Below are 23614 nucleotides of genomic sequence, written 5' to 3' on the forward strand. Positions count from 1 at the left end.
ACGGAGTGACGGGCGACACACCGGCCCCGGCGGGCATGCGTAACGAGTACGCCGCCGACCTGGGCCTTTCCGAATCGGACCTGGCACCGGACTGGCACACCCAGTTCGGCCGCTGGTTCGCCGACGCGGTGGCGTACCCGCTGCCCGAACCGAACGCGATGGTGGTCGCCACCGCCGACGCCGAGGGCCGCCCGAGCGCCCGCACCGTCCTGCTCAAGGGGTACGACCCGGACGGCTTCGTCTTCTACACCAACTACGGGTCCCGCAAGGCCGCCGAGGCGGCCGCCAACCCGTGGGCCAGCCTGGTCTTCCCCTGGTTCCCGATGCAGCGCCAGGTGGTGGTCACCGGGCGGGTGGCGCGGGTGGACCGGGCCGAGACCGAGGCGTACTTCGCCAGCCGGCCGCGCGGCTCCCAGCTCGGCGCCTGGGCCAGCAGCCAGTCCCAGGTCGTCCCGGAGCGGGCCGCGCTGGACGCGGCGTACCGGGCGGCGGCGGAGCGGTTCGCCGACGTGGACCCGATCCCCGCCCCGCCGCACTGGGGCGGGCTGCGGGTCCGGCCGGAGACGGTGGAGTTCTGGCACGGCCGGGTCAGCCGGCTGCACGACCGGCTGCGGTTCCGCCGTACCGAGGGCGGCGACTGGATCACCGAGCGGCTGGCGCCGTGACCGGAGTGAAGGAGGCCCGGCCGCGCGGATCGCGCCGCTGGGCGATCGACCTGCGTCCGCTGAGCGTGCCCGCGTACCGGCGGGTCTGGCTCGGCAACGGCGTGGCGATGTTCGGCTTCCAGTTCACCGCGGTCGCCGTACCGGTCGAGATGTTCGCCCTGACCGGCGGCTCGTTCTGGGTCGGGCTGCTCGGCGTGGCCGGGTTCCTGCCGCTGCTGGTCTTCGGGCTGTGGGGAGGGGCGGTCGCCGACGCCCGGGACCGGCGCCAGGTGCTGCTCGCCGCCGGCGGGCTGCTCTGGGCGTCGACCCTGGGCCTGCTGCTCCAGTCGGTGTTCCGGGTGGGCAGCCCGACGCTGCTGCTCGCCCTGGTCGCGGTGCAGTCGATCGCCTTCGCGATCACCTCACCGGCCCGCAGCGCGATCCTGCCCCGGCTGGTGCCGGCCGAGCTGGTGCCGGCGGCCAGCACGCTGAACTTCACCACGTTCACCGCGACCTCGGTCTTCGGGCCGCTCACGGCCGGCCTGATCTTCGCCACCTGGCGGATCGACGTCGGGCTGCCGATCGCGTACGCGGTGGACGCGCTGCTGTTCACCGTCTCGCTCTGGGCCACCCTGCGCCTGCCGGCGATGCCGCCCGAGCCCGACGCGGACGGCGACGGCACGCCGCGGAAGGCGGGACTGGCCAGCATCGTGGACGGGTTCCGCTACCTGGCCACCACGCCGGTGCTGCTGCTGTCGTTCGCCATCGACCTGATCGCGATGGTCCTGGCCATGCCGCGGGCGCTCTTCCCCGAGGTGGCGCAGGAGCGGCTCGGTGGTGCCGGAGCCGTCGGCTGGCTCTACAGCGCCATCGCCATCGGCGCGATGGTGGGCGGGCTGACCTCCGGCTGGATCGGCCGGCTGCGGCGGCAGGGGCTGGCGCTGGTGCTGGCCGTGGTGGGCTGGGGCATCGCGATCGCCCTGGCCGGGCTGGCCCGCCAGCTCTGGCTGGTGGTGCTGCTGCTCGGCCTGGCCGGGGCCGCCGACCTGGTCAGCTCGGTGTTGCGGCAGTCGATGCTGCTGATCTACGCGCCGGACCGGATGCGCGGCCGGCTCCAGGGCGTGAACACCGTGGTGGTCGCCGGTGGTCCACGCCTGGGCGACCTGCGCGCCGGCACGATGGCCGCCGGCTTCGGCGCCGGCGTCGCCTGGGTGGGCGGCGGCCTCGTCTCGGCCGTCCTCGCCGTGCTGCTGGTGGTGGCCTTCCCGGCCCTGCTCCGCTACCGGGCCGCCAGCACGGCGGAGGCCGAGCGGAAGTGAGCCGCCTCCCGTGCCGGCCGGCGGGCTGAGTCCGGCGCGGGTTGGGGCCGACGGGCTAAGGTCGCCGGCATGGAGAACGCCGTGAACCGGTCGCCCTCGGGGGCACAGTGGACCATCGCCGCCGACGGCCACGAGGCGGTCGTCGTCGAGGTGGGTGGCGGGCTGCGCGCGTACCGGCACGACGGGGTGGACTACCTCGACGGGTACGGGACGGACGAGCTCTGCCCCGGCGGGGCCGGCCAGGTGCTGGCCCCGTGGCCGAACCGGATCCGGGACGGCGCGTACACCTTCGCCGACCGGTCGCTGCAGCTCGACCTGAGCGAGCCGGCCCGCAACAACGCCCTCCACGGGCTGGTCAACTGGGCGTCCTGGCACCTGGTCGAGCAGGCGGCGGACAGCGTCACGGTCGGGTACGAACTGCCGGCGCGGCCCGGCTACCCGTGGCCGCTGCGGCTGCGTACCCGGTGGCGGGTCGGGACGGGCGGGCTGCGGGCCGAGCACGAGGTGACGAACCTGGCCGGCGAGCCGGCGCCGTTCGGCTTCTCGGTGCACCCCTACCTGCGGCTGCCGAAGACCGGCGTGGCGGAGTCGTCGCTGCGGGTGCCGGGGCGGATCCGGGTGCTGGTGGACAGCCGGCTGCTCCCGATCGGGGCGACCGGGGTGGCCGGCAGTGAATACGACTTCACCGCGCCCCGCCCGATCGGCGACGCGGTGCTCGACGTGGCCTTCGGCGACGTCGAGCGGGATGCCGACGGCGGCTCGGCGGTGACCCTCGCCACGCCGGACGGCTCGGCCCGGCTGCACGTCTGGGCGGACCGCGAGTTCGGCTGGTGGCAGGTCTTCACCGGCGACACGCTCAGCGGGGAGCGGCGCCGCCGCTCGGTCGCCATCGAGCCGATGACCTGCCCGCCGGACGCGTTCCGCTCCGGGCGGGACCTGATCGTGCTGGCTCCCGGCCAGACCTGGCGGGGTGCCTGGGGCGTCCGGCCCGAGGCCTGAGCATGGAGTTCGCCGACGTCGTCCGGCGCCGCCGGATGGTCCGCAACTACGACCCGGACCGGCCGGTCCCGCCGGAGGTGGTGGACCGGCTGCTGGCGCACGCGATCCGGGCGCCCTCGGCGGGCTTCGCCCAGGGCTGGGGCTTCCTGGTGCTGGAGGAGCCGGCGGACCGGGAGCGGTTCTGGGCGGCGGCCACCCCGGGCGGTGGCGGCCGGGAACGCTGGCTGGCCGGGATGCGCCGGGCCCCGCTGATCGTGGTGCCGCACGCCAACCGTTCCGCCTACCTGGATCGCTACGCCGAGCCGGACAAGGGGTGGGCGGACCGCGCCGAGGACCGCTGGCCGGTGCCCTACTGGTACGTGGACACCGGCTTCGCCGCGTTGCTGATGCTGCTCACCGCGGTGGACGAGGGCCTGGGGGCGTGCTTCTTCGGCATCCCGCCGCAGCGGATCGGGGCGTACCGGGAGGCGTTCAAGGTGCCGGACGACTACCAGCCGATCGGCGCGGTCACGATCGGTTACCAGGCGCCCGACCACCGGTCACCGTCGCTGCGCCGCGGACGGCGACCGGTGGACGAGGTGGTCCGGCGCGGCCGCTGGAGTTGAGCTGGTTCCCCGGTCCGGCGCGGGGTGTCGGCGGGGGAGAAACCGACATGAGGGAGTAAAACGCGGTGTGGCGGGTGCCGCTAGGCTGGCACGGACATCATCAGCTGCCCCGGAGCGCCCGCCGCGATCGGCGGGGCGTCGGGGTGGATCCGGCCTTGGGGGAGGGGAGCGTGCCGTGATCTTCAGAGCGGTCCGGGACGGGCGTCCCTACCCGGAGCACAACCTCACGCTCAAGCAGTGGGCGGAGATCCCGCCGCGCCCGCTCCGGCTGGACCAGCTCATCACCACCAAGCGGGAGTTGGCGCTGGACAAGCTCCTCGCCGAGGACTCCACCTTCTACGGCGACCTCTTCCCACACGTGGTGCAGTGGAACGGCGGCCTCTACCTGGAGGACGGCCTGCACCGGGCGCTGCGCGCGGCGCTCCAGCAGCGCAACCAGATCCACGCCCGGGTGCTGGTGCTCAGCGGCCAGCCCGAGTGACGGCTTCCTGAGTCTTCGTTAAGGTGGCGGCCATGAGCGAGCGCGAGCGAGCGAATCATCAAGCTCAGTTCCGGGCCGGTCATTCCGGCGCCGAGCGGAGCGAGGCGACGGCATGACCGTACTGGACCTGCTCGACGTCGACGCCTCGCTGAGCGAGGAGGAGCGGCAGATCCGCGCCGTCGTGCGCCAGGTCGTGGACGACCGGGTACGCCCGCACGTCGCCGGCTGGTACGAGGACGGCCAGGTGCCAGCCCGCGAGCTGGCCCGGGAGTTCGGCAAGCTCGGCCTGCTCGGCATGCACCTGACCGGGTACGGCTGCGCCGGCGCGTCGGCCGTCGCGTACGGGCTGGCCTGCCTGGAACTGGAGGCCGGCGACTCCGGGGTCCGCTCGCTGGTCTCGGTGCAGGGTTCGCTGGCCATGTACGCGATCTGGCGCTACGGCAGCGAGGAGCAGAAGCAGCGCTGGCTGCCGGCCATGGCGGCCGGCGAGGCGATCGGCTGCTTCGGGCTGACCGAGCCGGACCACGGCTCCGACCCGGCCTCGATGGCCACCCGGGCCCGGCGGGACGGCGACGACTGGATCCTCAACGGCACCAAGATGTGGATCACCAACGCGCCGATCGCCGACGTCGGGGTGATCTGGGCGCGCACCGACGACGGGGTGCGCGGCTTCGCCGTACCGATGGACACGCCCGGGGTGACGGCGCGCGAGATCCGGCACAAGATGTCGCTGCGCGCTTCGCTGACCGGGGAGGTCGTCCTCGACGACGTCCGGCTCCCGGCGGACGCCCGGCTGCCCGAGGCGATCGGGCTGAAGGCGCCGCTGAGCTGCCTCACCGAGGCCCGGCACGGCATCGTCTGGGGGGCGCTCGGCGCGGCCCGCGACTGCCTGGAGACCGCCCTGTCGTATGCGACCACCCGGACCCAGTTCGGCCGGCCGCTGGCCGGTTTCCAGCTCACCCAGGCCAAGCTCGCCGACATGGCCGTCGAGTGGAACAAGGGCCTGCTGCTGGCGCTGCACCTGGGCCGGCTCGCCGACGCCGGGAAGCTCCGCCCGGAGCAGGTCAGCGTCGGCAAGCTGAACAACGTCCGGGAGGCGTTGGCGATCGCCCGGCAGTGCCGGACCATCCTCGGCGCCAACGGGATCTCCGGCGAGTACCCGGTCATGCGGCATGCCAACAACCTGGAGAGCGTGCTGACCTACGAGGGCACCTCGGAGATCCACCAACTGGTCATCGGGCAGCGCCTGACCGGGCTCTCCGCGTTCGCCTGACCTGCGGTTTTCGATTGCGCCTCCGCTCGGCGGGCGGGTGTCGTACCGGGGCCTTACCGTCATTCTCAGACACTGTGTCTGACGAGGACGGTGAGGGCGATGGCCCGCGACGGTGACATCAACGAGCCCACCAGGGAGTTCCCCGGCTACCCGACCAGTGACGATCTCAGGGCCCGGTCGGACGGCACACCCGATCCCGCTCCGGGCGTCCCGCCGTCGGCGGGTGGCCCGGTCCGTGGCCTGCTCTGGGTGCTCGGCGCGGCTGCGCTGGCCGTGGTGGTGCTGCTCGGCGTGCAGGCCACCGGGATCCTGCCGGAGTTCCGCAACCCGTTCGCCAAGGAGCAGACCGACCGCAGCCAGCCGCCGCTGCTCAAGTCGATCCGGGATCTCAGCCGGTACGTCGCCGCCGAGGGCGACTTCCAGGTCGTGGTCGACCTGCAGAACGACCGGAGGAACGTGCCGGACTTCCTGCTCAACGAGCGGACCCTGTTCGTCGGGGCGGGCCGGGTCGAGGCGTACGTCGACTTCTCGAAGATCGCCGAGGGGGCGATCGTGGAGTCCGCCGACAAGAAGTCGGTGGAGATCAAGCTGCCCGCGCCGCAGCTCGGGGAGACCAACCTCGACCTGGAGAAGAGCTACGTCTTCGCCGAGCAGCGTGGCCTGATCAACCGGCTCAACGACCTGGTGGCCGGCAACCCCAACCGGCAGCAGCAGGTCTACCAGCTGGCCGAGGACCGGATCACCGCCGCCGCCCGGGACAGCGGGCTCACCGCCCGGGCCGAGGAGAACACCCGCAAGATGCTGGAGGGCCTGCTCCGCTCCCTCGGCTACCAGAAGATCACGGTCACCTACACGGCCCCCTGACCCTTCCGACGTCGACACCCGCCCCGGGATTCGGGGCGGGTGCCCCGCTGTCCCCTGCCCCCCGACACGCGCACCGCGCTGCCCGCCCGTCCAGGCGCGCCCGCAACGGCGGCAGTTTCGGGAAGTTGCTGCCTCAGGCGTGGGCGGAGCCAGCAACTTCCCCGATGTTGCTGGCCGGGCCGCCCTCCCGGGCGGGCGGTGGCGGGGTGGGGTGGGGTGGGGTGGGGTGGGGTGGGGTGTCAGTGGCGGGTGGGGGCGAGGTAGCGGTCCTCGTTGGGCATCAGGATCCAGAGGATCAGGTAGATGATCACCTGGGTGCCGGGCAGCAGCAGGGACAGCAGGAACAGCAGCCGGACCAACCCGGCCGACATGCCGAACCGCTGCGCCAGGCCGGCGCAGACACCGGCGAGCATGCGCCCCTGGCGGGGCCGGACCAGTTTGCGACTCATCGTCGTACTCCCACTCTGCGGCGGATCCGCCGCGCTGATTCCACGCTAGGAACGGGTGGGAGCCGCGCCCTCGGCCCCGAGGAGGATCGGTGGCCTGGGCACCCGTAGGTGCTTACCCCGCCGGGTCCCGCCGACCCACGCCGGGCAAGGACCTCGCTGGCGGGTCCACCACTCACGTCTGGCCGAGCGTGCTACGCCGGGCGGCCACTGCCTGCGCTCGCTGGCGGCGCGGCACCGCACACCGCGCGTGGATCGCTGAAGATCGTGCTCGATCCTGGATCGAGTGCCATCCCGGTTGCGCCGAGGCCACTACTTCCTGGATCGAGCACGATCTCGGCGCGGTGCGCGGTGCGCGGTGCGCGGTGCGCGGTGCGCGGTGCGCGGTGCGCGGTGCGCGGTGCGCGGGGCGCGAGGGCGCGAGGGCGCGGTGACGCGGGGGAGACGAGCCGGGGTGCAGGGTGGCGGTGTGCGGGGTCGCGGGCGGGGGCTGACCTGGGCGGGTAGGCTCGCCGGTCGGGCGCCCACACCCCGGGTGCCGCCCGCCGTCCCCGGACCGGGGTCGGCACCACCGGGCCGGACCCGCACCCGGGTACGACGGCGAGGAAAGTGCAGCCATGATCAGTGTTTTCGACCTCTTCAGTGTCGGCATCGGGCCGTCCAGCTCGCACACCGTGGGGCCGATGCGCGCCGCCCGCACGTTCGTGGCCGGGCTCAAGGCGGACGGGCTGCTCACCGACACCGCCCGGGTGCAGGCCGAACTCTTCGGCTCGCTGGGCGCCACCGGACACGGCCACGGCAGTGACCGCGCGGTGCTGCTCGGGCTGGAGGGCGAGGCGCCGGAGACGGTCGACACGGACGCGGTCGGGCCGCGGGTCGAGCGGATCCGGGCCGAGCGCCGGCTCAGCCTGCTCGGCACCCACGAGATCGACTTCGACCCGGACCGGGACCTGGTGCTGCACCGCCGCCGCTCGCTCCCGTACCACCCGAACGGGATGACCTTCGTGGCGTACGACGCGGCCGACGCGGCGATCAGGGCCCGGACCTACTACTCCGTCGGCGGCGGGTTCGTGGTCGACGAGGCGGCCGCCGGGGCGGACCGGATCAAGCCGGACAGCACCCGCGTCCGGTACCCGTTCCTGACCGGCGCGGAGCTGCTGGCGGTCACCACCGGCAACGGTCTGTCGATCAGCGAGGTGATGCTCGCCAACGAGCTGTCCTGGCGCAGCGAGGCGGACGTCCGGGCCGGGTTGCTGGAGATCTGGCGGGTGATGCGGGACTGCGTCACCCGCGGCTGCGAGCGGGACGGCGTCCTGCCGGGCGGGCTGAAGGTCCGCCGCCGGGCGGCCGAGCTGCGCCGGAGCCTGGAGGCGGAGGCCGACGCCACCGATCCGCTGCGCGCGATGGACTGGGTCACCCTGTTCGCGCTCGCGGTGAACGAGGAGAACGCGGCCGGCGGGCGGGTGGTGACCGCCCCGACCAACGGCGCCGCCGGGATCATCCCGGCCGTGCTGCACTACTACACCCGGTTCGTGCCGGGCGCCTCCGAGGACGGCGTGGTCCGCTTCCTGCTCGCGGCCGGCGCGATCGGGGTGCTGTTCAAGGAGAACGCGTCGATCTCCGGGGCCGAGGTCGGCTGCCAGGGCGAGGTCGGCTCGGCCTGCTCGATGGCCGCCGCCGGGCTGGCCGAGGCGCTGGGCGGCACTCCCGCCCAGGTGGAGAACGCGGCCGAGATCGGTATGGAGCACAACCTCGGGCTCACCTGCGACCCGGTCGGCGGCCTGGTGCAGATCCCGTGCATCGAGCGGAACGCGGTGGCCAGCATCAAGGCGATCACGGCCACCCGGCTGGCGCTGCGCGGTGACGGGGTGCACGCCGTCTCGCTGGACAAGGTCATCAAGACCATGCGGGAGACGGGCGCGGACATGAAGGTCAAGTACAAGGAGACGGCGCGGGGTGGCCTCGCGGTCAACGTGATCGAGTGCTGAACCCGAAGGGGTGACCCGACCGGTAGCCCTGCCGGCGGACGCCGGTGAGGGTGACGATGGGACGGTGACGACAGGCGTCGCCGCGCTCTGGTCGGCCCGCAACTCGCTGCGCATCCTGGTCAAGCGGGACCTCGCGGTGAAGTACCAGCAGTCCGTGCTGGGCTACTTCTGGTCGCTCATCGAGCCGCTCGGCATGGGCCTGATCTACTGGTTCGTCTTCGGCGTGCTCTATTCCGGCGCCACCCGGGGGCACCTGGGCGACGCGGCCGGGTCGTACCCGCTCTTCCTGGTCACCGGGATCTTCGCCTGGATGTGGGCCAGTTCGGCGCTCACCGAGGCGACGAACGCGCTGACCGGACAGGCTCGGCTGATCACCACGATGAATCTGCCTCGGCAGGTCTTCCCGATCGGCCGGGTCACCGGCCGGTTCGCCGAGTACGCCGCCGGCCTGCCCATCCTGGCCGGCATCGCGGCGGTCTACGCGATGCACGGGAAGATCCACGTCGGGTGGACGCTGCTCGCCCTGCCGCTGGCCGTGTCGGTGCAGTTCGTGCTGCTGGCGGGGGTCGCGTTGCTGCTGTCGGCGCTCAACGTGCTGATGCGCGACATCGAGCGCTTCATGCGGCTGATCATCCGGGTGCTCTTCTACGCCACCCCGATCATCTACCCGCTCGGCCTGGTCCGCGGCTCGGGCATGCCGGCCTGGATCAAGCTCCTCTACGAGTTGAACCCGCTGGTCGGCATCTTCCAGTTGCACCACGCGATCTGGTATCCGGACCAGTTCCCCGACGCCCGGCTGCTCACCATCACCGTGGTGGGCAGCGTGCTGGTGCTGGCGGTCGGCTGGTGGTCGTTCCGCCGGCTGGAACCGGCCGTGCTCAAGGAACTCTGAATGACGGCCCGCATCGAGGCGACATGACGGCCATCATCGAGGCGGCGGGGCTGGGCATCCGGTTCGTCCGGAACCGGCGCCGCCAGCTGCGGCTGCGGGAGCTGCTGATCCACCGGGGCGGGCGGAACTCGGACGCCGGCCAGTTCTGGCCGCTGCGCGACGTGTCGTTCCGGATCCAGCCGGGCGAGACGGTCGGCGTGGTCGGTCGCAACGGCACCGGCAAGAGCACCCTGCTGCGGCTGATCGCCGGGGTGCTGATCCCGGACGAGGGCCGGATCCGGGTACGCGGCGAGGTGGCCCCGCTGCTGGAGCTGTCCGCGGGCTTCTCCAACGACCTGACCGGCCGGGAGAACCTGTATCTGGTGGGCGGGCTGCACGGGCTGTCGACGGGCTACCTGCGGCGCCACTTCGACGAGATCGTGTCGTTCGCCGGGGAGCAGGTCGAGCGGTCCATCGACACCTCGGTCCGGCACTACTCGTCGGGGATGAAGGTGCGGCTGGGCTTCGCGGTCATCGCCCACCTGCCCCACCCCATCCTGTTGGTGGACGAGGTGACCGCGGTCGGGGACGCGGAGTTCCGCGCGAAGTGCTATGCGACCATCGAGCGACTTCTCGCGGAAGGGCGCACGCTGGTGCTGGTGTCACACAACGAAAAGGACCTCACCCGGTTCTGCCGTCGGGGGCTCTACCTCGACGCGGGGCGGCTGACCGTCGACGGGACCATCGACGAGGCGCTGCACGCGTACGCCAGCGCCGCGCAGCGGTGACCCTCGCGATCGTGCTCGCCGCCGACCCGGCGGCGGGCCTGACCACCGAGGCCGGGGAGCGCCTCGTCGACCGGCTGGCCGGGCAGTGGCGGCGGGCCGGGGCGAGCGACGTGCGGGTGGCCACCGACCTGCTCGAGCTGGCCTCGCTGGTGGCCGGCGCGAGCGGCCCGGTGCTGGTCAGCGGGGCCGACCTGGTGGCGCACACGGCCGTGCTCCGGCACCTGGCGACCAGCCCGGTGGGGCCCGCAGTGGCGCTGGTGCTCACCGACCCGCCCGGGGACGGGCAGGTGACGGTCCGGGAGGAGCGCGGCCAGGTGGTGGCGGCCGGCGACCTGGCGGACGCGACCGGTGTGTTCGGCGGCGCGCTGCGGGTCGGCCCGAACGACCTGCCGGCCCTCGCCGCCGCCGCGCAGGCGGTCGCCGGTGCCGAGGGCGGACCGGCGTCCGCGGTGGACCGGCTCTTCGCCGAACTCACGGCGTGCGGCCCGCTGATCTTCGCCCATCGGGTACGCCTGCTCGTGGCGCACCGGGTCGGCACCGCCGCGGAGCTGCGCGCGGCCGAGGTGGCCGTGCAGGCGGTCGACGAGGACCGGGCCGAGCTGCGGCTGTCGGTGAAGGAGCGGGACGACTTCTTCACCACGTTCTTCGTCAGCACCTGGTCCCCGTACGTGACGAAGGCCGCCGCCCGGCTGCGGCTCAGCCCGACCGCGGTGACCATGATCTCGGTGGTCTTCGCGGTGGCCGCCGCGGTGCTCTTCGGCGTCGGCGGGCGGCCCGCGCTGGTCGCCGGGGCGGTCCTGCTCTACCTGGGCTTCGTGCTCGACTGCGTGGACGGCCAGTTGGCCCGCTACACCCGGCAGTTCAGTGCCTGGGGCGGCTGGCTGGACACCATGGCCGACCGGGCGAAGGAGTATGTGGTCTACGCCGGCCTCGGCTACGGCGCCACCCACGCCGGCTTCCGGTACGGCTGGGCCCTCGCGATCGCCGCGATGACCCTGCAGACCGTGCGGCACATGACCGACACCTGGTACGGCGTGCTGCACGACGAGGCGGCCCGGCGGCCCCGCCCGGCGACCGGGGAGGCCGGCGGCATCGGCGGCAAGCTGAACGCCGCCTCGACGAAGGTGCAGGCGGACACCGGGTCGGTGTCGTACTGGCTGAAGCGGACGGTGGTCTTCCCGATCGGCGAGCGGTGGGCGCTGATGGCGGTGACCGCCGCGCTCTTCGGCCCGCTGGTCGCGCTCTGCGCGGTGCTGGCCTGGGGGACGTTGGCGTTCGCGTACACCGGGGCGTTGCGGACCCTGCGGGCCCGCTGGATGCGGGTGCCGGTGATGGCGACGGTCGACCGCACCCTGCACCGCGACGACGGGCCGCTGGCCCGGACGCTGCCGGTGGTGCGCGGTCCGCTGGTGGTGGCGGTGCTCGGCGCGCTCGGCGCGGCGGCGCTGCTGCTCTGGGCGCTGTCGACCGTCCACGCCGGCCACCGGTTGCCGGGTTGGGCGGTGCCGGTCGGGCTGCTGGTGCTGCTGGTCGCCGGGTTCGGTGCCCGGGCGGCGCACGACGGGCCGCTGGACTGGCTGGTCCCGGCCGCGCTGCGGGCCGGGGAGTACCTGTTCGCGATCGCCGTCGGTGTGGCCGGCCGCGCGCCCGCCTGGCTGATCTTCGGGTACGTCTTCGTGCTCACCCTGCACCACTACGACCTGACCGCCCGGCTGGAGAAGCGGCAGGTGGCGCCGCCGCTGCATCCCGCCACGTTCGGCTGGGAGGGGCGGTCGGCGCTGCTGACGGTGGCGGCGTTCGTCGGATACGCGAGTATCGGTCTGGTTACACTCGGTACGTACCTTCTCGTGGTTTTTGTCGCGAGCGTGGTCCTCGCCTGGGCGGTCCTGCCGGCCCGCGCCCGACGCACGCCGGTCCCGGTGGGTGGGGGTGACCGCTCGCCGGGCTGACGGAGGGCCGGCCGGGATGACTCTGCTCAGCTTCGTCGTACCGGCCTTCCGGGTGCAGGGCTACCTGCGGGAGTGTCTCGACTCGATCCTCGACCAGCCGTACGACGATCTCGAGGTGATCGGGGTCGACGACGCCTCGCCGGACCACACCGGCGAGATCCTGGCCGAGTACGCGGAGCGCGATCCCCGGGTCCGGCCGGTCCGGCTCGCCGAGAACGCCGGGCTCGGTCCGGCCCGCAACGCCGGGCTGGACCGGGCCACCGGCACGTACGTCTGGTTCATCGACGGCGACGACTGGCTGGTCCCCGGCTGCCTGCCGCACGTGGCCGACCGGCTGCTGGCCACCCGTCCGGACGTGCTGATCGTCGACCACGTCCGGGCGCACTGGAACAACCTCGGCACCCGCAGCGCGATGGCCGAGGTGTTCCCCGAGCCGCCCGGCGAGGCGACGTTCCGGCTGCGCGACCGGCCGGAGACGCTGGGCCTGCTGCACACCGCCTGGAACAAGCTGGTCCGGCGGGAGCTCCTGGTCGAGCGGGGGCTGCGCTTCGCGCCCGGCTGGTACGAGGACGTCTCGTTCAGCTACCCGGTGCTGATGGCGGCCGAGCGGATCGGCGTGCTGGACCGGGTCTGCCTCAACTACCGGCAGCGCCGGACCGGGGCGATCACCCGTACCCGGGGCGACCGGCACTTCGAGGTGTTCGCCCAGTGGCATCGGGTGTTCCGGCTGATGGACCGGTGGGGGCCGGACATGGAACCGCTGCGCCCCGCGGTCTTCGAGCGGATGATCTGGCACTACCTGACCGTGCTGGGCAACGGCGCGCGGATCGCCCCCGAGCTGCGGCCCGCCTTCTTCACCCAGATCCACGAGGATTACGTGCGCCTCCGGCCGCCCGGCGGCTACCCGGTGCCACCCGGCGTGGACGGGCTCAAGCACCGACTGGTGGCGGCCGGGCGATGGCGTACGTTCAGCGCGCTGCGCGGTGCCCACCAGGCCGAGGAGACCGCGCGGCGCTCGGCGCGCCGGGCCCGGCGGCGGGTGCTGCCGGTGGCGCGGCGGACCGCCGGCCGGGCCCGGGACGCCGCGCTGGGCGAGTACTACCGGGTCGAGTTACGCCGGCCGCTCGACCCGAGCCTCGCCGTCTACGCCGCGTACTGGTACCGGGGGTACGCCTGCAACCCGGCCGCGATCTACGCCGCCGCGCGCCGCCTCGCCCCCCAGGTACGCGGCGTGTGGATCGTCCGGCGGGACCGGGTCGACACCCTCCCGCCCGGGGTGGAGTACGTGGTCGCCGGCACCCGGGCCTACTACCGGGTGCTGGCCCGGGCCCGCTGGCTGGTCAACAACGTGAACTTCCCGGACTTCGTCCGGAAGCGACCGGGCTCGGTGCACCTGCAGACGCACCACGGCACCCCGGTCAAGGTGATGGGGCTGGACCAGCAGCGGTACCCGATGGGCGCGATGGAGATGGACTTCGCCGACCTGCTGCGCCGGGTGGACCGCTGGGACTACAGCGTCAGCTCGAACAGCTTCTCGACGCAGATGTGGGAGCGGGCCTACCCGGCCGGGTACACCACGCTGGAGGTCGGCTACCCGCGCAACGACCGGCTGGCCACGGCCACCCCGGCGGAGTGCCGCCGGGCCCGGGCCGGGCTGGGCATCGGCCCCGATGAGTTCGTGGTGCTCTACGCGCCGACACACCGGGAGCACCTGCCCGGCTGGCGGCCGCCGTTCGACCCGGACCGGATGCGCGCCGTGCTCGGCCCGTCCGGTCGGTTGCTGATGCGCAGCCACTACTTCCACGACCGGGACCGGCGTCCGCGCGGCCGGTTCGCCGGCGGGGTGCTGGACGTGAGCGACCACGGCCGGGTGGAGGACCTGTATCTCACCGCGGACGTGCTGGTCACCGACTACTCCTCGGCGATGTTCGACTACGCCGTGCTGGACCGGCCGATCGTCGTCTACGCCCCCGACTGGGACGCGTATCGGGTGGCCCGGGGGGTCTACCTCGACGTGCTCGTCGAGCCGCCGGGCGCGGTGGCCCTCGACTTCCCGGCCCTGCTCGACGTGTTCCGCTCCGGCGCGGTACGCGGCGCGGCGGCCGAGCAGGCCCGGCAGCGGTTCCGGGCCCGGTTCTGCGCGCTGGACGACGGCCACGCCGCCGAGCGGGTGGTCCGCCGGGTCTTCCTCGACGAGCCGGCCTGAAACCGCTCCGAACGCCTTAATAGGACGGTCACGAGTCGAACATCACACGTTTACCCGATGTGCGGATTCGATGATTTTGGTCACAGTCATTCCCGGGTTCGGCCCGACGAGCTGGGGAGGAGACGGTGACCACCGTCGCGCTCAAGGATGTCACCAAGGTGTTCCAGGACGGGACAGTCGCGGTCGACACCATCAATCTGGACGTCAATGGCGGCGAGTTCATGGTGCTGCTCGGCCCCTCCGGCTGCGGCAAGTCCACGGTCCTGCGGATGGTGGCCGGCCTGGAGGACCCGACCTCGGGCGCGGTGATGCTCGACGGCGAGGTCGCCAACGACCTGCCGCCCCGGGACCGGAAGATCGCCATGGTCTTCCAGGACTTCGCGCTCTACCCGCACATGACCGTCGGCGACAACATCGGCTTCCCGCTGCGGCTGGCCGGCGTCGACCAGGCCCCGCGGGGGGAGCGGATCCAGGACGTGGCGAGCGCGCTCGGCATCGCGGACGTGCTCGGCCGCAAGCCCAGCCAGCTCTCCGGCGGCCAGCGGCAGCGGGTGGCGATGGGCCGGGCGATCGTCCGCCGCCCCGGGCTGTTCCTGATGGACGAGCCACTCTCCAACCTGGACAGCGGCCTGCGGGCCGAGCTGCGCGCCGAGATCTCCGGGCTGACCCGCGAGCTGGGCGTCACCACCATCTACGTCACGCACGACCAGGCCGAGGCGCTGACCATGGCCGACCGGGTCGCCATCATGCGCAAGGGCGTGCTCCAGGACGTGGGCACCCCCACCCAGGTGTACGGCCGGCCGGCCACCCTCTACGTGGCCGCGTTCCTCGGCAGCCCCCGGATGAACCTGTTGGAGGCGTCGGTCTATGTCCATCTCGACCGGTACGTGGCGTTGAGCCTGGGCGAGCAGTCGCTCTACCTGCCCTGGGACGACATCCGCTCCCGGGCGGTGGCGCACTATCACGGCGAGCGGATCGTCGTCGGGCTGCGGGCCGAGGGGCTCACCCCGGTCGCCCCCGGCACCGCCGGCCACGTGCTCCAGGGCCGGATCCGCTACCTGGAGCACCACGGCCACGAGTCGCTGGCCTTCCTCGACATCGGTGCCACCGCGATCGTGGTGGACGAGATGGGCACCCCGGTGGAGACCGGCGAGCCGGGCCAGCGGGGGCTGCGCCGCTTCGGTCAGGTGATGCAGCGCCTCACCGGACGGGCCGGCGACGCGCCGATCTCCGCGCCGCCGAGCGGCGTGAACCGGGCCAGCGTGCTCACCGACCCCGGCCGGCACCACCGCCGCCCGGCGGAACTGGCGGTCCGGCTGGCCCCGTACCCGGCGGTGTCGGCCGGGCACCCGCTGGCGGTCCAGGTACGGATGGACGCGCTGCACTTCTTCGACGAGCGCGGCGACCGCATCGACGTCGGCTGGCGCTGAGCGGGGCGGCCGAATTGAGTTGACCGCTTCTCCGCGCGGCTCGACGGTGTCGGGATGGGGATTGCCATCCGCAACGTCGCGTTCGACTGTGCCGACCCGTACGAGCTGGCGCAGTTCTGGGCCAAGGTCTTCGACTGCCCCCTCGACCCCCAGTTCGAGCCCGACGACGAGGAGCTCGTCATCGAGCCACCCGATGGCCCGAGGCTCTATTTCCAGCGGGTGCCGGAGCCGAAGACCGTGAAGAACCGCGTGCACATCTGCCTGCAACCGGACGTCCTGCGCGACCGGGAGGTCGAGCGGGTCCGTGGGCTCGGTGCCACCGTCGTCGTCGATCGACGTGAGCCGGACGGCAGCGGCTGGGTCGTGCTGGCCGACCCCGAGGGGAACGAGTTCTGTGTGGTGCGCAGCGAGGCCGAGCGGCATCCCACCGCATAGACCGGGGCTCGGTCGCTCTTGCCGGCGAAGTTACCGACGAGTAGCGTGCGGGCATGTCCATCGACTCTCGCCAGGTGGCGGCCGGTCTGCTGGAGGCCGTGCCGTTCGCCCGCACGCTCGGTATCGAGTTCATCGAGGTGGCGCCGGAGGCGGACGGCGGGGTACGCGCAACGGTCCGGCTCCCCGACGCCCCTGAGCACCGCAACCACGTCGGCGGCCCGCACGCCGGGGCCATGTTCACCCTCGGGGAGACCGCCTCCGGCGCGGTGGTGCTCGCCGCGTTCGGGCAGGTGCTCGACCGGGCGGTGCCGCTGGCCGTGACGGCGACCATCGCGTACCAGAAGGTCGCCCTGGGGCCGGTGCTGGCCACCGCGCGGCTGGGACGCACCCCGGCGGAGGTGCTCGCCGAGCTGGACGCGGGACAGCGGCCGGAGTTCCCGGTCGAGGTGGAGATCGGCACCGAGGACGGCACCACCACCTCGGTGCTGACCGTGACCTGGACGCTCCGTCCGAACCGCTGACGCCCGAATCGGGTTTGCCTGGCCGGTTCGGTGGATAGATTCGTACCGTGCTGGGCCTACCCGCCAACGTGACCGCCTGTCTCTTCGACCTGGACGGTGTGCTCACGCAGACCGCCAAGGTGCACAACGCAGCCTGGGCGGAGACCTTCGACGCGTTCCTGCGGCAACGCTCCGCGGCCACCGGGGAGCCGTTCCGTCCGTTCGACCCCGGGCCGGACTACAACCGGTACGTCGACGGCAGACAGCGGGCCGACGGTGTGCGCTCCTTCCTGGCCTCCCGCGGGATCAGCCTGCCCGAGGGCACGCCGGACGACCCGCCGGAGGCGGACACGGTCAACGGGGTCGGCAACCGTAAGAACGTCATCCTGCTCAAGCGGCTGCGCACCGACGGGGTCGAGGTGTACGAGGGCTCGGTGCGCTACCTGGAGGCGGCGGCCCGGGCCGGGCTCCGCCGGGCGGTCGTCTCGGCCAGCGCCAACTGCCAGGCCGTGGTGGCGGCGGCCGGGCTGGACCGGCTGCTGGAGGCGCGGGTGGACGGGCTGGTCGCCCGCCAGCGGGGGCTGCGCGGCAAGCCGTACCCCGACACGTTCCTGGCTGGGGCGGAACTGCTCGGCGTGCCACCGGCGAACGCGGCCGTGTTCGAGGACGCGCTGGCCGGCGTGGCCGCCGGCCGGGCCGGCGACTTCGGATACGTGGTCGGCGTCGACCGGGTCGGCCAGGCCGACGAGCTGCGCGCCCACGGCGCCGACGTCGTGGTGACCGACCTGGCCGAGCTGATGACGGAGCCGGTCCGATGATCCGGGAGCGCGCGTATCCGGTCGAGCCGTGGCACGTCCGCGAGGTGCGGCTCGACATGGACGTGCTGGCCCAGTCCGAGTCGGTCTTCGCCCTGTCCAACGGGCACGTGGGGCTGCGCGGCAACCTGGACGAGGGCGAGCCGCACGGACTGCCCGGCACCTACCTCAACTCCTTCTACGAGCTGCGGCCGCTGCCGTACGCGGAGGCCGGTTTCGGCTTTCCCGAGTCCGGTCAGACCATCGTCAACGTCACCAACGGCAAGCTGATCCGGCTGCTCGTCGACGACGAACCGCTCGACGTCCGCTACGGCGAACTCCTCTCCCATGAGCGGATCCTCGACCTGCGGGCCGGCACCCTGCACCGCGAGCTGCACTGGCGGTCGCCGGCCGGGCGGGAGGTCAAGGTCCGCAGCACCCGGCTGGTGTCGTTCACCCAGCGCTCGGTCGCCGCGATCAACTACGAGGTCGAGGCGGTCGGGGAGCCGATGCGGCTGATCCTCCAGTCCGAGCTGGTGGCCAACGAGACCCTGCCGCCGCAGAGCCGCGACCCGCGGGTGGCCGCCGTGCTGGAGTCGCCGTTGCAGGCCGAGGAGGAGCTGACCACCGACGACGGCGGCCTGCTGATCCACCGCACCAAGGTCAGTGGGCTGCGGGTGGCCGCCCAGATGGCGCACGACGTGAGCGGCCCGGAGCGCACCACGATCGAGTCCGAGGGGTACGAGGACTGGGTCCGCACCACCATCGGCTGTGTGCTCAGGCCGGGCGAGACGCTGCGGGTGGTCAAGTACCTGACGTACGGCTGGTCCAGCAAGCGGTCGTTGCCCGGGCTGCGCGACCAGGTCGGGGCGGCCCTGGCGGCCGCCCGGCTGGACCGCTGGGACGGGCTGCGCCGGGCGCAGCGGGAATACCTGGACGAATTCTGGGACGCCGCCGACGTGCGGGTGGAGGGCGACCCGGAGGTGCAGCAGGCGGTCCGGTTCGGGCTCTTCCACGTGCTCCAGGCCGGTGCCCGGGCCGAACGCCGGCCGATCTCCGCGAAGGGACTCACCGGCCCCGGGTACGACGGGCACGCGTTCTGGGACACCGAGATGTTCGTGCTGCCGGTGCTCACGTACACCCAGCCGAACGCGGTGCGGGACGCGCTCTACTGGCGCCACTCGACGCTGCCGCAGGCCCACGAGCGGGCCCGCACCTTGAACCTCAAGGGGGCGGCGTTCCCCTGGCGGACCATCGAGGGACCGGAGTCGTCGGCGTACTGGCCGGCCGGGACGGCCGCGTTCCACATCGCCGCGGACGTCGCCGACGCGCTGCGCCGCTACGTGCTCGCCACCGGCGACGACGGCACGGAACGGGAGATCGGGCTGGAGTTGCTGGTGGAGACCGCCCGATTGTGGCGTTCGCTGGGCCACCACGACCGGTACGGGCGGTTCCACATCGACGGGGTGACCGGCCCCGACGAGTACACCGCCGTCAAGAACGACAACATCTACACCAACCTGATGGCGCAGCGGAACCTGCTCACCGCCGCCGACTGCGCGATGCGCCACCGGGACCAGGCGTTCGACCTCGGGGTCACCGACGAGGAGGCGGCCGCCTGGCGGGACGCCGCGAACGCCATGCAGCTGCCGTACGACGACGAACTCCAGGTGCACGAGCAGGTGGAGGGCTTCACCCGGTTGCAGGAGTGGGACTTCGAGCACACCCCGCCGGAGAAGTACCCGCTGCTGCTGCACTACCCGTACTTCGACCTCTACCGCAAGCAGGTCATCAAGCAGGCGGATCTCGTGCTCGCCATGCACTGGCGGGGTGACGCGTTCACCGGCGAGGAGAAGGTACGCAACTTCCTCTACTACGAGCGGCGGACGGTCCGGGACTCCTCACTGAGCGCCTGCACCCAGGCGGTGATGGCGGCCGAGGTGGGCCACCCGGAGCTGGCCCACCGCTACCTGCGCGAGGCCGCGTTGATGGATCTGCACGACCTCAACGAGAACACCCGCGACGGGGTGCACATGGCCTCGCTGGCCGGGGCCTGGATCGCCCTGGTGGCGGGCTTCGGCGGGCTGCGCGACCACGACGGGACGCTGTCGTTCTCGCCCCGGCTGTCCAGCCGGCTCAGCCGCCTGGAGTTTTCCATGCAGTGGCGGTCGATCCGGTTGCGGGTGGACGTCCGGCCGCACCAGACGACGTACTCGCTGCGGCACGCCGGCCCGGACACCGTGCTGGAGCTGCGCCACCACGGCGAGACGATCCAGGTCACCGGCGATCAGCCGGTCACCGTGCCGGTGCCGCCGGCTCACCCGTCCGGTCCGCCGCCGGAGCAGCCGCCGGGCCGGGCGCCCCTGCTGCACCTGCCGGAACACTTCGCCTGAGACGTCCCGTCCCCCGCATTGCGGGGGCCGGGACACTGCTCCAGGTCGCGGCCGGGCGTCAGGCGCACCGCGACCTCGTCGAACTCGGGTACGTCAAAACTGGCGGCCGTTGGACGGCCGGCCGGCGGCGTCCCGGGGTGACATCGCCCGCGGGTCGTCGGCGGTACGCGCCTGCGCCGCCTCGTCCGCCCACTCCCGGGTGCGCTGGGCGTCCTGTTCGCGGCGTTTCTGTTCGGCGGCCTGCTGCCGGGACCTGTCCTGCTGTGCCATGACGATCCTCGCGATCGGTCGGGGCGCGGCTGCGCCGGTCCGTGGTCACTGCGCGCCTTCCCGATCGGTCCGGCGGCAAACGGCGGCTCAGGCCGGCGGCTGCCAGCCCGCCACGTGCCGGCCGAAGCTCAGCCGCAGGTGGTTCTTGGGCCGGGCACCGACGATCGAGCCGACCACCTGCCCGTCCCGGAAGACCAGCATGGTGGGCAACGACATCACCTGGTACGCGCGCGTGGTTTCCGGGTTCTCGTCCGAGTTGAGCGTGACGAAGTGCAGCGCGTCGCCGAACTCCTCGGCCAGCTCGGCGAGGTGCCGGGAGACCGTCCGGCACGGTGGGCACCACTCGGCCCAGAAGTCGACCACCACCGGCCGGTCGCCGGGCAGCACCGTGGCCGCGAACGTCTCGTCGGTGACCGTGGTCAGTCGGCCCTGGGCCGTGTCCTGAGGCATGTTTCCTCCCGCTGGGCGATCGCATGGGCGAGCTGGTCGTGCAGCTGTCGGCGGACCGCGCCGAGCCGGTCGAGATAGTCGTCCACCTCGGCGAGTTTGCGCCGCAGCACGGCCACCGAATCCGGGCAGACGTCACCGGAGCTGTTGCCGGCTCGCAGGCAGGCCACGAAGGGGCGGATGTCGTCCAGGCCGAAGCCCACCGCCAGCAGCGTCCGGATCTCGTGGACGACGCGCAGCTCCGCCTCGTCGTAGATCCGGTAGCCGTTGGCGGAGCGGCGTGGCCGCACCAGCCCCCGGGTCTCGTAGTACCGCAGGGTCCGGGTGCTCGTACCGGCACGTTCCGCCAGCTCACCGATGCGCATCCGACCTCCCTCGCCCGCCGTGTTCGCCACGCTAAACCTTGCCGCCAACGTCAAGGCAACACCGCTACCCCCACCGCTTGATCATGAGGTTGACGGTGGCGGGGAGCGCTTTCTCGGCGGCCAACCTCATGATCGCGGTGGGTGGCGGGTGGTGGGCGCGGCAGGGTGGGAGGTGAGGGCGGGGCGGGTGGGGGTATGCGGGTGGCGGAGGTGGGGCATGGAGACGCGCGAGGTGACGATCCCGGTGGTTGAGGGCGGGCTGCCGGCGGACGTGATCCTGCCGTCCGGCGCGGTCGGGGTGGTGCTCTTCGCGCACGGTAGCGGCAGCTCGCGGCACAGCCCGCGCAACACGGCCGTGGCGCACACGCTCAACGACCGGTCGCTCGCCACCGTACTGGTCGACCTGCTCACCCCCGACGAGGACGTACTGGACGCGCGGACCGCCGAGCTGCGCTTCGACATCGGGCTGCTCGCCGGGCGGCTGGCCGCCATCGTCGACTGGATGGGCGCCGAGCCGACGCTGGGCCGGCTGCCGATCGGGCTCTTCGGCGCCAGCACCGGCGCGGCCGCCGCCCTGGTCGCCGCGGCGGCGCGCCCGGAGCAGGTGGGCGCGGTGGTCTCCCGCGGCGGTCGGCCCGATCTGGCCGGCGGCTCCCTGCCGGCGGTGCGCGCCCCGACCCTGCTGCTGGTCGGCGGTCTGGACGAGCAGGTGATCGTGCTCAACGAGCAGGCGCAGGCCCAGCTGGGGGAGGTGGCCGAACTCCGCATCGTCCCCGGCGCCACCCACCTGTTCGAGGAGCCCGGCACCCTGGAACAGGTGGCCGACCAGGCCGGTACCTGGTTCACCACCCACCTCCGCACCCCGCACCCCGCCTGACGGGCAGCGCGGGCACCCGTTTGTGCCTCCGGTCGCCGGGAAGGCATGGACGGGAGGAGAGGAGATTCGGACATGCGTGACTTCATGGACAAGGCCCAGGACGAGGCCAAGAAGCATCCGAAGCAAGCCGACGAGGCTGTCCAGAAGGCCGGCCAGGAGGCCGACCAGCGCACCGGCGACCGGTACGACAAGCAGGTCCAGCAGGGCGAGCAGGCGGCGGAGCGGCGCATCAACCAGGGCGACCCCAACCGCTGACCGCGTCCCCGCTCCCGGGCCGTCCAGGGGATGGTCCGGGAGTGGCGTGTCCGGGCCGGTGGGAAAACCTCGCTGGCCTTCATCGACCAATCTCGCTACCATCCGCAGTCGGGGCATGACTCAGCGTGGAGTCGTGCGGAGTCGACCCGCACCGCACGGCGGTGCCGTGGACGAGAGCGAGTCAGCCGGTGACCGACACTTCCGAGGCGACCATCCCGCAGCGCTACCCGTTCAACGCCCCTGACCGACTCAACCTGGACCCCCGCTACGCCGAGCTGCGCGAGCAGCCGCTCATCCGGGTCCAACTGCCGTACGGCGAGCCGGCCTGGCTGGCCACCCGGCACGCCGACGTACGTACCGTGCTCGGCGACCCTCGGTTCAGCCGGGCGGCGGCCACCGGCCGCGACGAGCCCCGCAACACGCCGCACCAGCAGCAGACCGGCATCCTGTCGATGGACCCGCCGGACCACACCCGGGTGCGCCGGTTGGTGGCCAAGGCGTTCACCGCGCGCCGGGTGGACGAGCTGCGCCCGCGTACCCGGGCGGTGGCGGAGGAACTGGTCGACGGGATGCTCGCCGCCGGGCAGCCGGCCGACCTGGTCGAATACCTGGCCACCCCGCTGCCGATCCGGGTCATCTGCGACCTGCTCGGCGTGCCGGTGTCCGATCAGGACAAGTTCCACACCTGGTCCGAGGCGATCGTCTCCACCACCTCGCTGGAGCCGGGCCTCGTCCAGCACTACCTCGACAGCCTGCTCGCGTACATGGCGGGGCTGGTCGCGCGGCGGCGGGTCGAGCCGGCGGACGACCTGCTCAGCGCCATGGTGCGGGCCCGCGACGAGCACGCGGACCGGCTCAGCGAGGAGGAGATGGTGATGCTCGCCGCGGGGCTGCTCGCCGCCGGGCACGAGACCACCGTCACCCAGATCCCCAACATGATGTACGTCCTGCTGACCACCCCCGGTGCGTGGGACACGCTGCGTGGGCGGACGGAGCTGGTGGCGACGGCCGTCGAGGAGCTGATGCGGTTCATCCCGCTCGGCGCGACCGCCGCCTTCGCCCGGTACGCCACCGAGGACGTCGAGCTCGGCGGGGTGCTGGTGCGGGCGGGCGAGCCGGTCGTGGTCTCCATCCCGTCGGCCAACCGCGACGGGACCGTCTTCCCCGACGCCGACCGGCTCGACCTGGCCCGGGAGGTCAACCCGCACCTCGGCTTCGGGCACGGCGTGCACCACTGCCTCGGCGCCCAGCTGGCCCGGATGGAGCTGCGGGTGGTCCTGGAGACCCTGCTCGACCGGACGCCGGGGCTCCGGCTGGCCGTACCCGAGGAGGAGCTGACCTGGAAGAGCGGCCTGCTGGTACGTGGCCTGGTGGCGATGCCGGTGGGCTGGTGAGCAAAGCGACGACGGCGAAGG

Annotated in this window: 24 protein-coding genes; 20 read left to right on the forward strand and 4 right to left on the reverse strand. The window is 72.9% G+C overall.

The features are described 5' to 3' along the window. Positions 1-35: 35 nt before the first annotated feature. The 7 genes from pdxH (at position 36) to ACGF4F_RS07350 (ending at position 6185) form a co-directional block, all read left to right on the forward strand. Positions 36-665 carry a pyridoxamine 5'-phosphate oxidase gene (gene pdxH, locus ACGF4F_RS07320; protein ID WP_357442308.1) on the forward strand — a complete coding sequence of 210 codons (630 nt, stop codon included), beginning with the start codon at positions 36-38 and terminating at the stop codon, positions 663-665. Beyond that, positions 662-1963, forward strand: coding sequence for an MFS transporter (locus ACGF4F_RS07325; protein WP_357442193.1), 1302 nt, complete (start codon positions 662-664; stop codon positions 1961-1963). The genes pdxH and ACGF4F_RS07325 overlap by 4 nt, the downstream gene beginning before the upstream one ends. A 69-nt stretch (positions 1964-2032) precedes the next feature. Next, positions 2033-2962 carry an aldose 1-epimerase family protein gene (locus tag ACGF4F_RS07330; protein WP_357442194.1) on the forward strand — a complete coding sequence of 310 codons (930 nt, stop codon included), beginning with the start codon at positions 2033-2035 and terminating at the stop codon, positions 2960-2962. 2 nt (positions 2963-2964) lie between these two features. Then, positions 2965-3567, forward strand: a complete 603-nt coding sequence (locus ACGF4F_RS07335; RefSeq protein ID WP_357442195.1) for a nitroreductase family protein — start codon at positions 2965-2967, stop codon at positions 3565-3567. Between the two features lie 175 nt (positions 3568-3742). Next, the gene (locus tag ACGF4F_RS07340) at positions 3743-4048 is read left to right on the forward strand and encodes a type II toxin-antitoxin system VapB family antitoxin (protein ID WP_073839113.1); all 306 of its coding nucleotides are present in this window, start codon (positions 3743-3745) and stop codon (positions 4046-4048) included. 112 nt (positions 4049-4160) lie between these two features. Beyond that, a complete protein-coding gene (locus ACGF4F_RS07345) occupies positions 4161-5321 on the forward strand; it encodes an acyl-CoA dehydrogenase family protein (RefSeq protein WP_357442196.1) in 1161 nt (386 codons plus the stop codon). A 99-nt stretch (positions 5322-5420) separates the two neighbouring features. Beyond that, complete coding sequence (locus ACGF4F_RS07350) at positions 5421-6185, forward strand: DUF4230 domain-containing protein (protein ID WP_357442197.1); 765 nt, start codon at positions 5421-5423, stop codon at positions 6183-6185. Positions 6186-6424: 239 nt separating this feature from the next. On the opposite strand, the gene ACGF4F_RS07355 is transcribed toward ACGF4F_RS07350, so the two are convergent. Continuing rightward, entirely contained in the window at positions 6425-6634 is a 210-nt protein-coding gene (locus tag ACGF4F_RS07355) for a PspC domain-containing protein (protein ID WP_073839116.1), read from the reverse strand. A 614-nt stretch (positions 6635-7248) separates the two neighbouring features. On the opposite strand from ACGF4F_RS07355, the gene ACGF4F_RS07360 reads away from it, so the two are divergent. The 10 genes from ACGF4F_RS07360 (at position 7249) to ACGF4F_RS07405 (ending at position 19985) form a co-directional block, all read left to right on the forward strand. Next, positions 7249-8619, forward strand: a complete 1371-nt coding sequence (locus ACGF4F_RS07360; RefSeq protein WP_357442198.1) for an L-serine ammonia-lyase — start codon at positions 7249-7251, stop codon at positions 8617-8619. A 64-nt stretch (positions 8620-8683) separates the two neighbouring features. Beyond that, on the forward strand, positions 8684-9511 hold the full coding sequence (locus ACGF4F_RS07365) for an ABC transporter permease (RefSeq protein ID WP_357442199.1): 828 nt from the start codon (positions 8684-8686) through the stop codon (positions 9509-9511). 23 nt (positions 9512-9534) lie between these two features. Beyond that, positions 9535-10278 (forward strand): ABC transporter ATP-binding protein, encoded by a 744-nt coding sequence (locus tag ACGF4F_RS07370; RefSeq protein WP_073839119.1) that lies wholly within the window; start codon positions 9535-9537, stop codon positions 10276-10278. Beyond that, positions 10275-12227, forward strand: coding sequence for a DUF5941 domain-containing protein (locus tag ACGF4F_RS07375; protein WP_393075697.1), 1953 nt, complete (start codon positions 10275-10277; stop codon positions 12225-12227). Before ACGF4F_RS07370 ends, ACGF4F_RS07375 begins: the two co-directional genes overlap by 4 nt. Before the next feature lie 16 nt (positions 12228-12243). Beyond that, positions 12244-14433, forward strand: coding sequence for a bifunctional glycosyltransferase family 2 protein/CDP-glycerol:glycerophosphate glycerophosphotransferase (locus tag ACGF4F_RS07380; protein ID WP_357442201.1), 2190 nt, complete (start codon positions 12244-12246; stop codon positions 14431-14433). A gap of 125 nt (positions 14434-14558) precedes the next feature. After that, on the forward strand, positions 14559-15863 hold the full coding sequence (locus ACGF4F_RS07385; RefSeq protein WP_357442202.1) for an ABC transporter ATP-binding protein: 1305 nt from the start codon (positions 14559-14561) through the stop codon (positions 15861-15863). A gap of 54 nt (positions 15864-15917) precedes the next feature. Next, the gene (locus tag ACGF4F_RS07390) at positions 15918-16298 is read left to right on the forward strand and encodes a VOC family protein (protein ID WP_357442203.1); all 381 of its coding nucleotides are present in this window, start codon (positions 15918-15920) and stop codon (positions 16296-16298) included. 53 nt (positions 16299-16351) lie between these two features. Continuing rightward, positions 16352-16819 carry a DUF4442 domain-containing protein gene (locus ACGF4F_RS07395; protein ID WP_357442204.1) on the forward strand — a complete coding sequence of 156 codons (468 nt, stop codon included), beginning with the start codon at positions 16352-16354 and terminating at the stop codon, positions 16817-16819. A gap of 47 nt (positions 16820-16866) precedes the next feature. Continuing rightward, on the forward strand, positions 16867-17616 hold the full coding sequence (locus ACGF4F_RS07400; protein ID WP_357442205.1) for a beta-phosphoglucomutase family hydrolase: 750 nt from the start codon (positions 16867-16869) through the stop codon (positions 17614-17616). After that, positions 17613-19985, forward strand: a complete 2373-nt coding sequence (locus ACGF4F_RS07405; protein WP_357442206.1) for a glycosyl hydrolase family 65 protein — start codon at positions 17613-17615, stop codon at positions 19983-19985. The genes ACGF4F_RS07400 and ACGF4F_RS07405 overlap by 4 nt, the downstream gene beginning before the upstream one ends. Before the next feature lie 93 nt (positions 19986-20078). Here ACGF4F_RS07405 and ACGF4F_RS07410 read toward each other — a convergent pair whose 3' ends face one another. The 3 genes from ACGF4F_RS07410 to ACGF4F_RS07420 all read right to left on the reverse strand — a co-directional run bounded on the left by ACGF4F_RS07410 (position 20079) and on the right by ACGF4F_RS07420 (position 21067). After that, a complete protein-coding gene (locus ACGF4F_RS07410) occupies positions 20079-20255 on the reverse strand; it encodes a hypothetical protein (RefSeq protein ID WP_357442208.1) in 177 nt (58 codons plus the stop codon). An 87-nt stretch (positions 20256-20342) separates the two neighbouring features. Beyond that, positions 20343-20705 carry a thioredoxin gene (trxA, locus tag ACGF4F_RS07415; protein ID WP_357442209.1) on the reverse strand — a complete coding sequence of 121 codons (363 nt, stop codon included), beginning with the start codon at positions 20703-20705 and terminating at the stop codon, positions 20343-20345. Then, entirely contained in the window at positions 20675-21067 is a 393-nt protein-coding gene (locus tag ACGF4F_RS07420; RefSeq protein ID WP_357442211.1) for a MerR family transcriptional regulator, read from the reverse strand. Before ACGF4F_RS07420 ends, trxA begins: the two co-directional genes overlap by 31 nt. A gap of 217 nt (positions 21068-21284) precedes the next feature. On the opposite strand from ACGF4F_RS07420, the gene ACGF4F_RS07425 reads away from it, so the two are divergent. The 3 genes from ACGF4F_RS07425 to ACGF4F_RS07435 all read left to right on the forward strand — a co-directional run bounded on the left by ACGF4F_RS07425 (position 21285) and on the right by ACGF4F_RS07435 (position 23593). Next, the gene (locus ACGF4F_RS07425) at positions 21285-21944 is read left to right on the forward strand and encodes a hydrolase (protein WP_357442213.1); all 660 of its coding nucleotides are present in this window, start codon (positions 21285-21287) and stop codon (positions 21942-21944) included. Positions 21945-22016: 72 nt separating this feature from the next. Beyond that, positions 22017-22199 (forward strand): antitoxin, encoded by a 183-nt coding sequence (locus ACGF4F_RS07430; RefSeq protein WP_357442215.1) that lies wholly within the window; start codon positions 22017-22019, stop codon positions 22197-22199. Positions 22200-22387: 188 nt separating this feature from the next. Further along, positions 22388-23593, forward strand: a complete 1206-nt coding sequence (locus ACGF4F_RS07435; protein WP_357442217.1) for a cytochrome P450 — start codon at positions 22388-22390, stop codon at positions 23591-23593. The last annotated feature ends 21 nt before the right edge of the window (positions 23594-23614 follow it).

Source organism: Micromonospora sp. NPDC047740 (genome assembly GCF_043204735.1).
In the GTDB taxonomy this organism is placed as follows: domain Bacteria; phylum Actinomycetota; class Actinomycetes; order Mycobacteriales; family Micromonosporaceae; genus Micromonospora.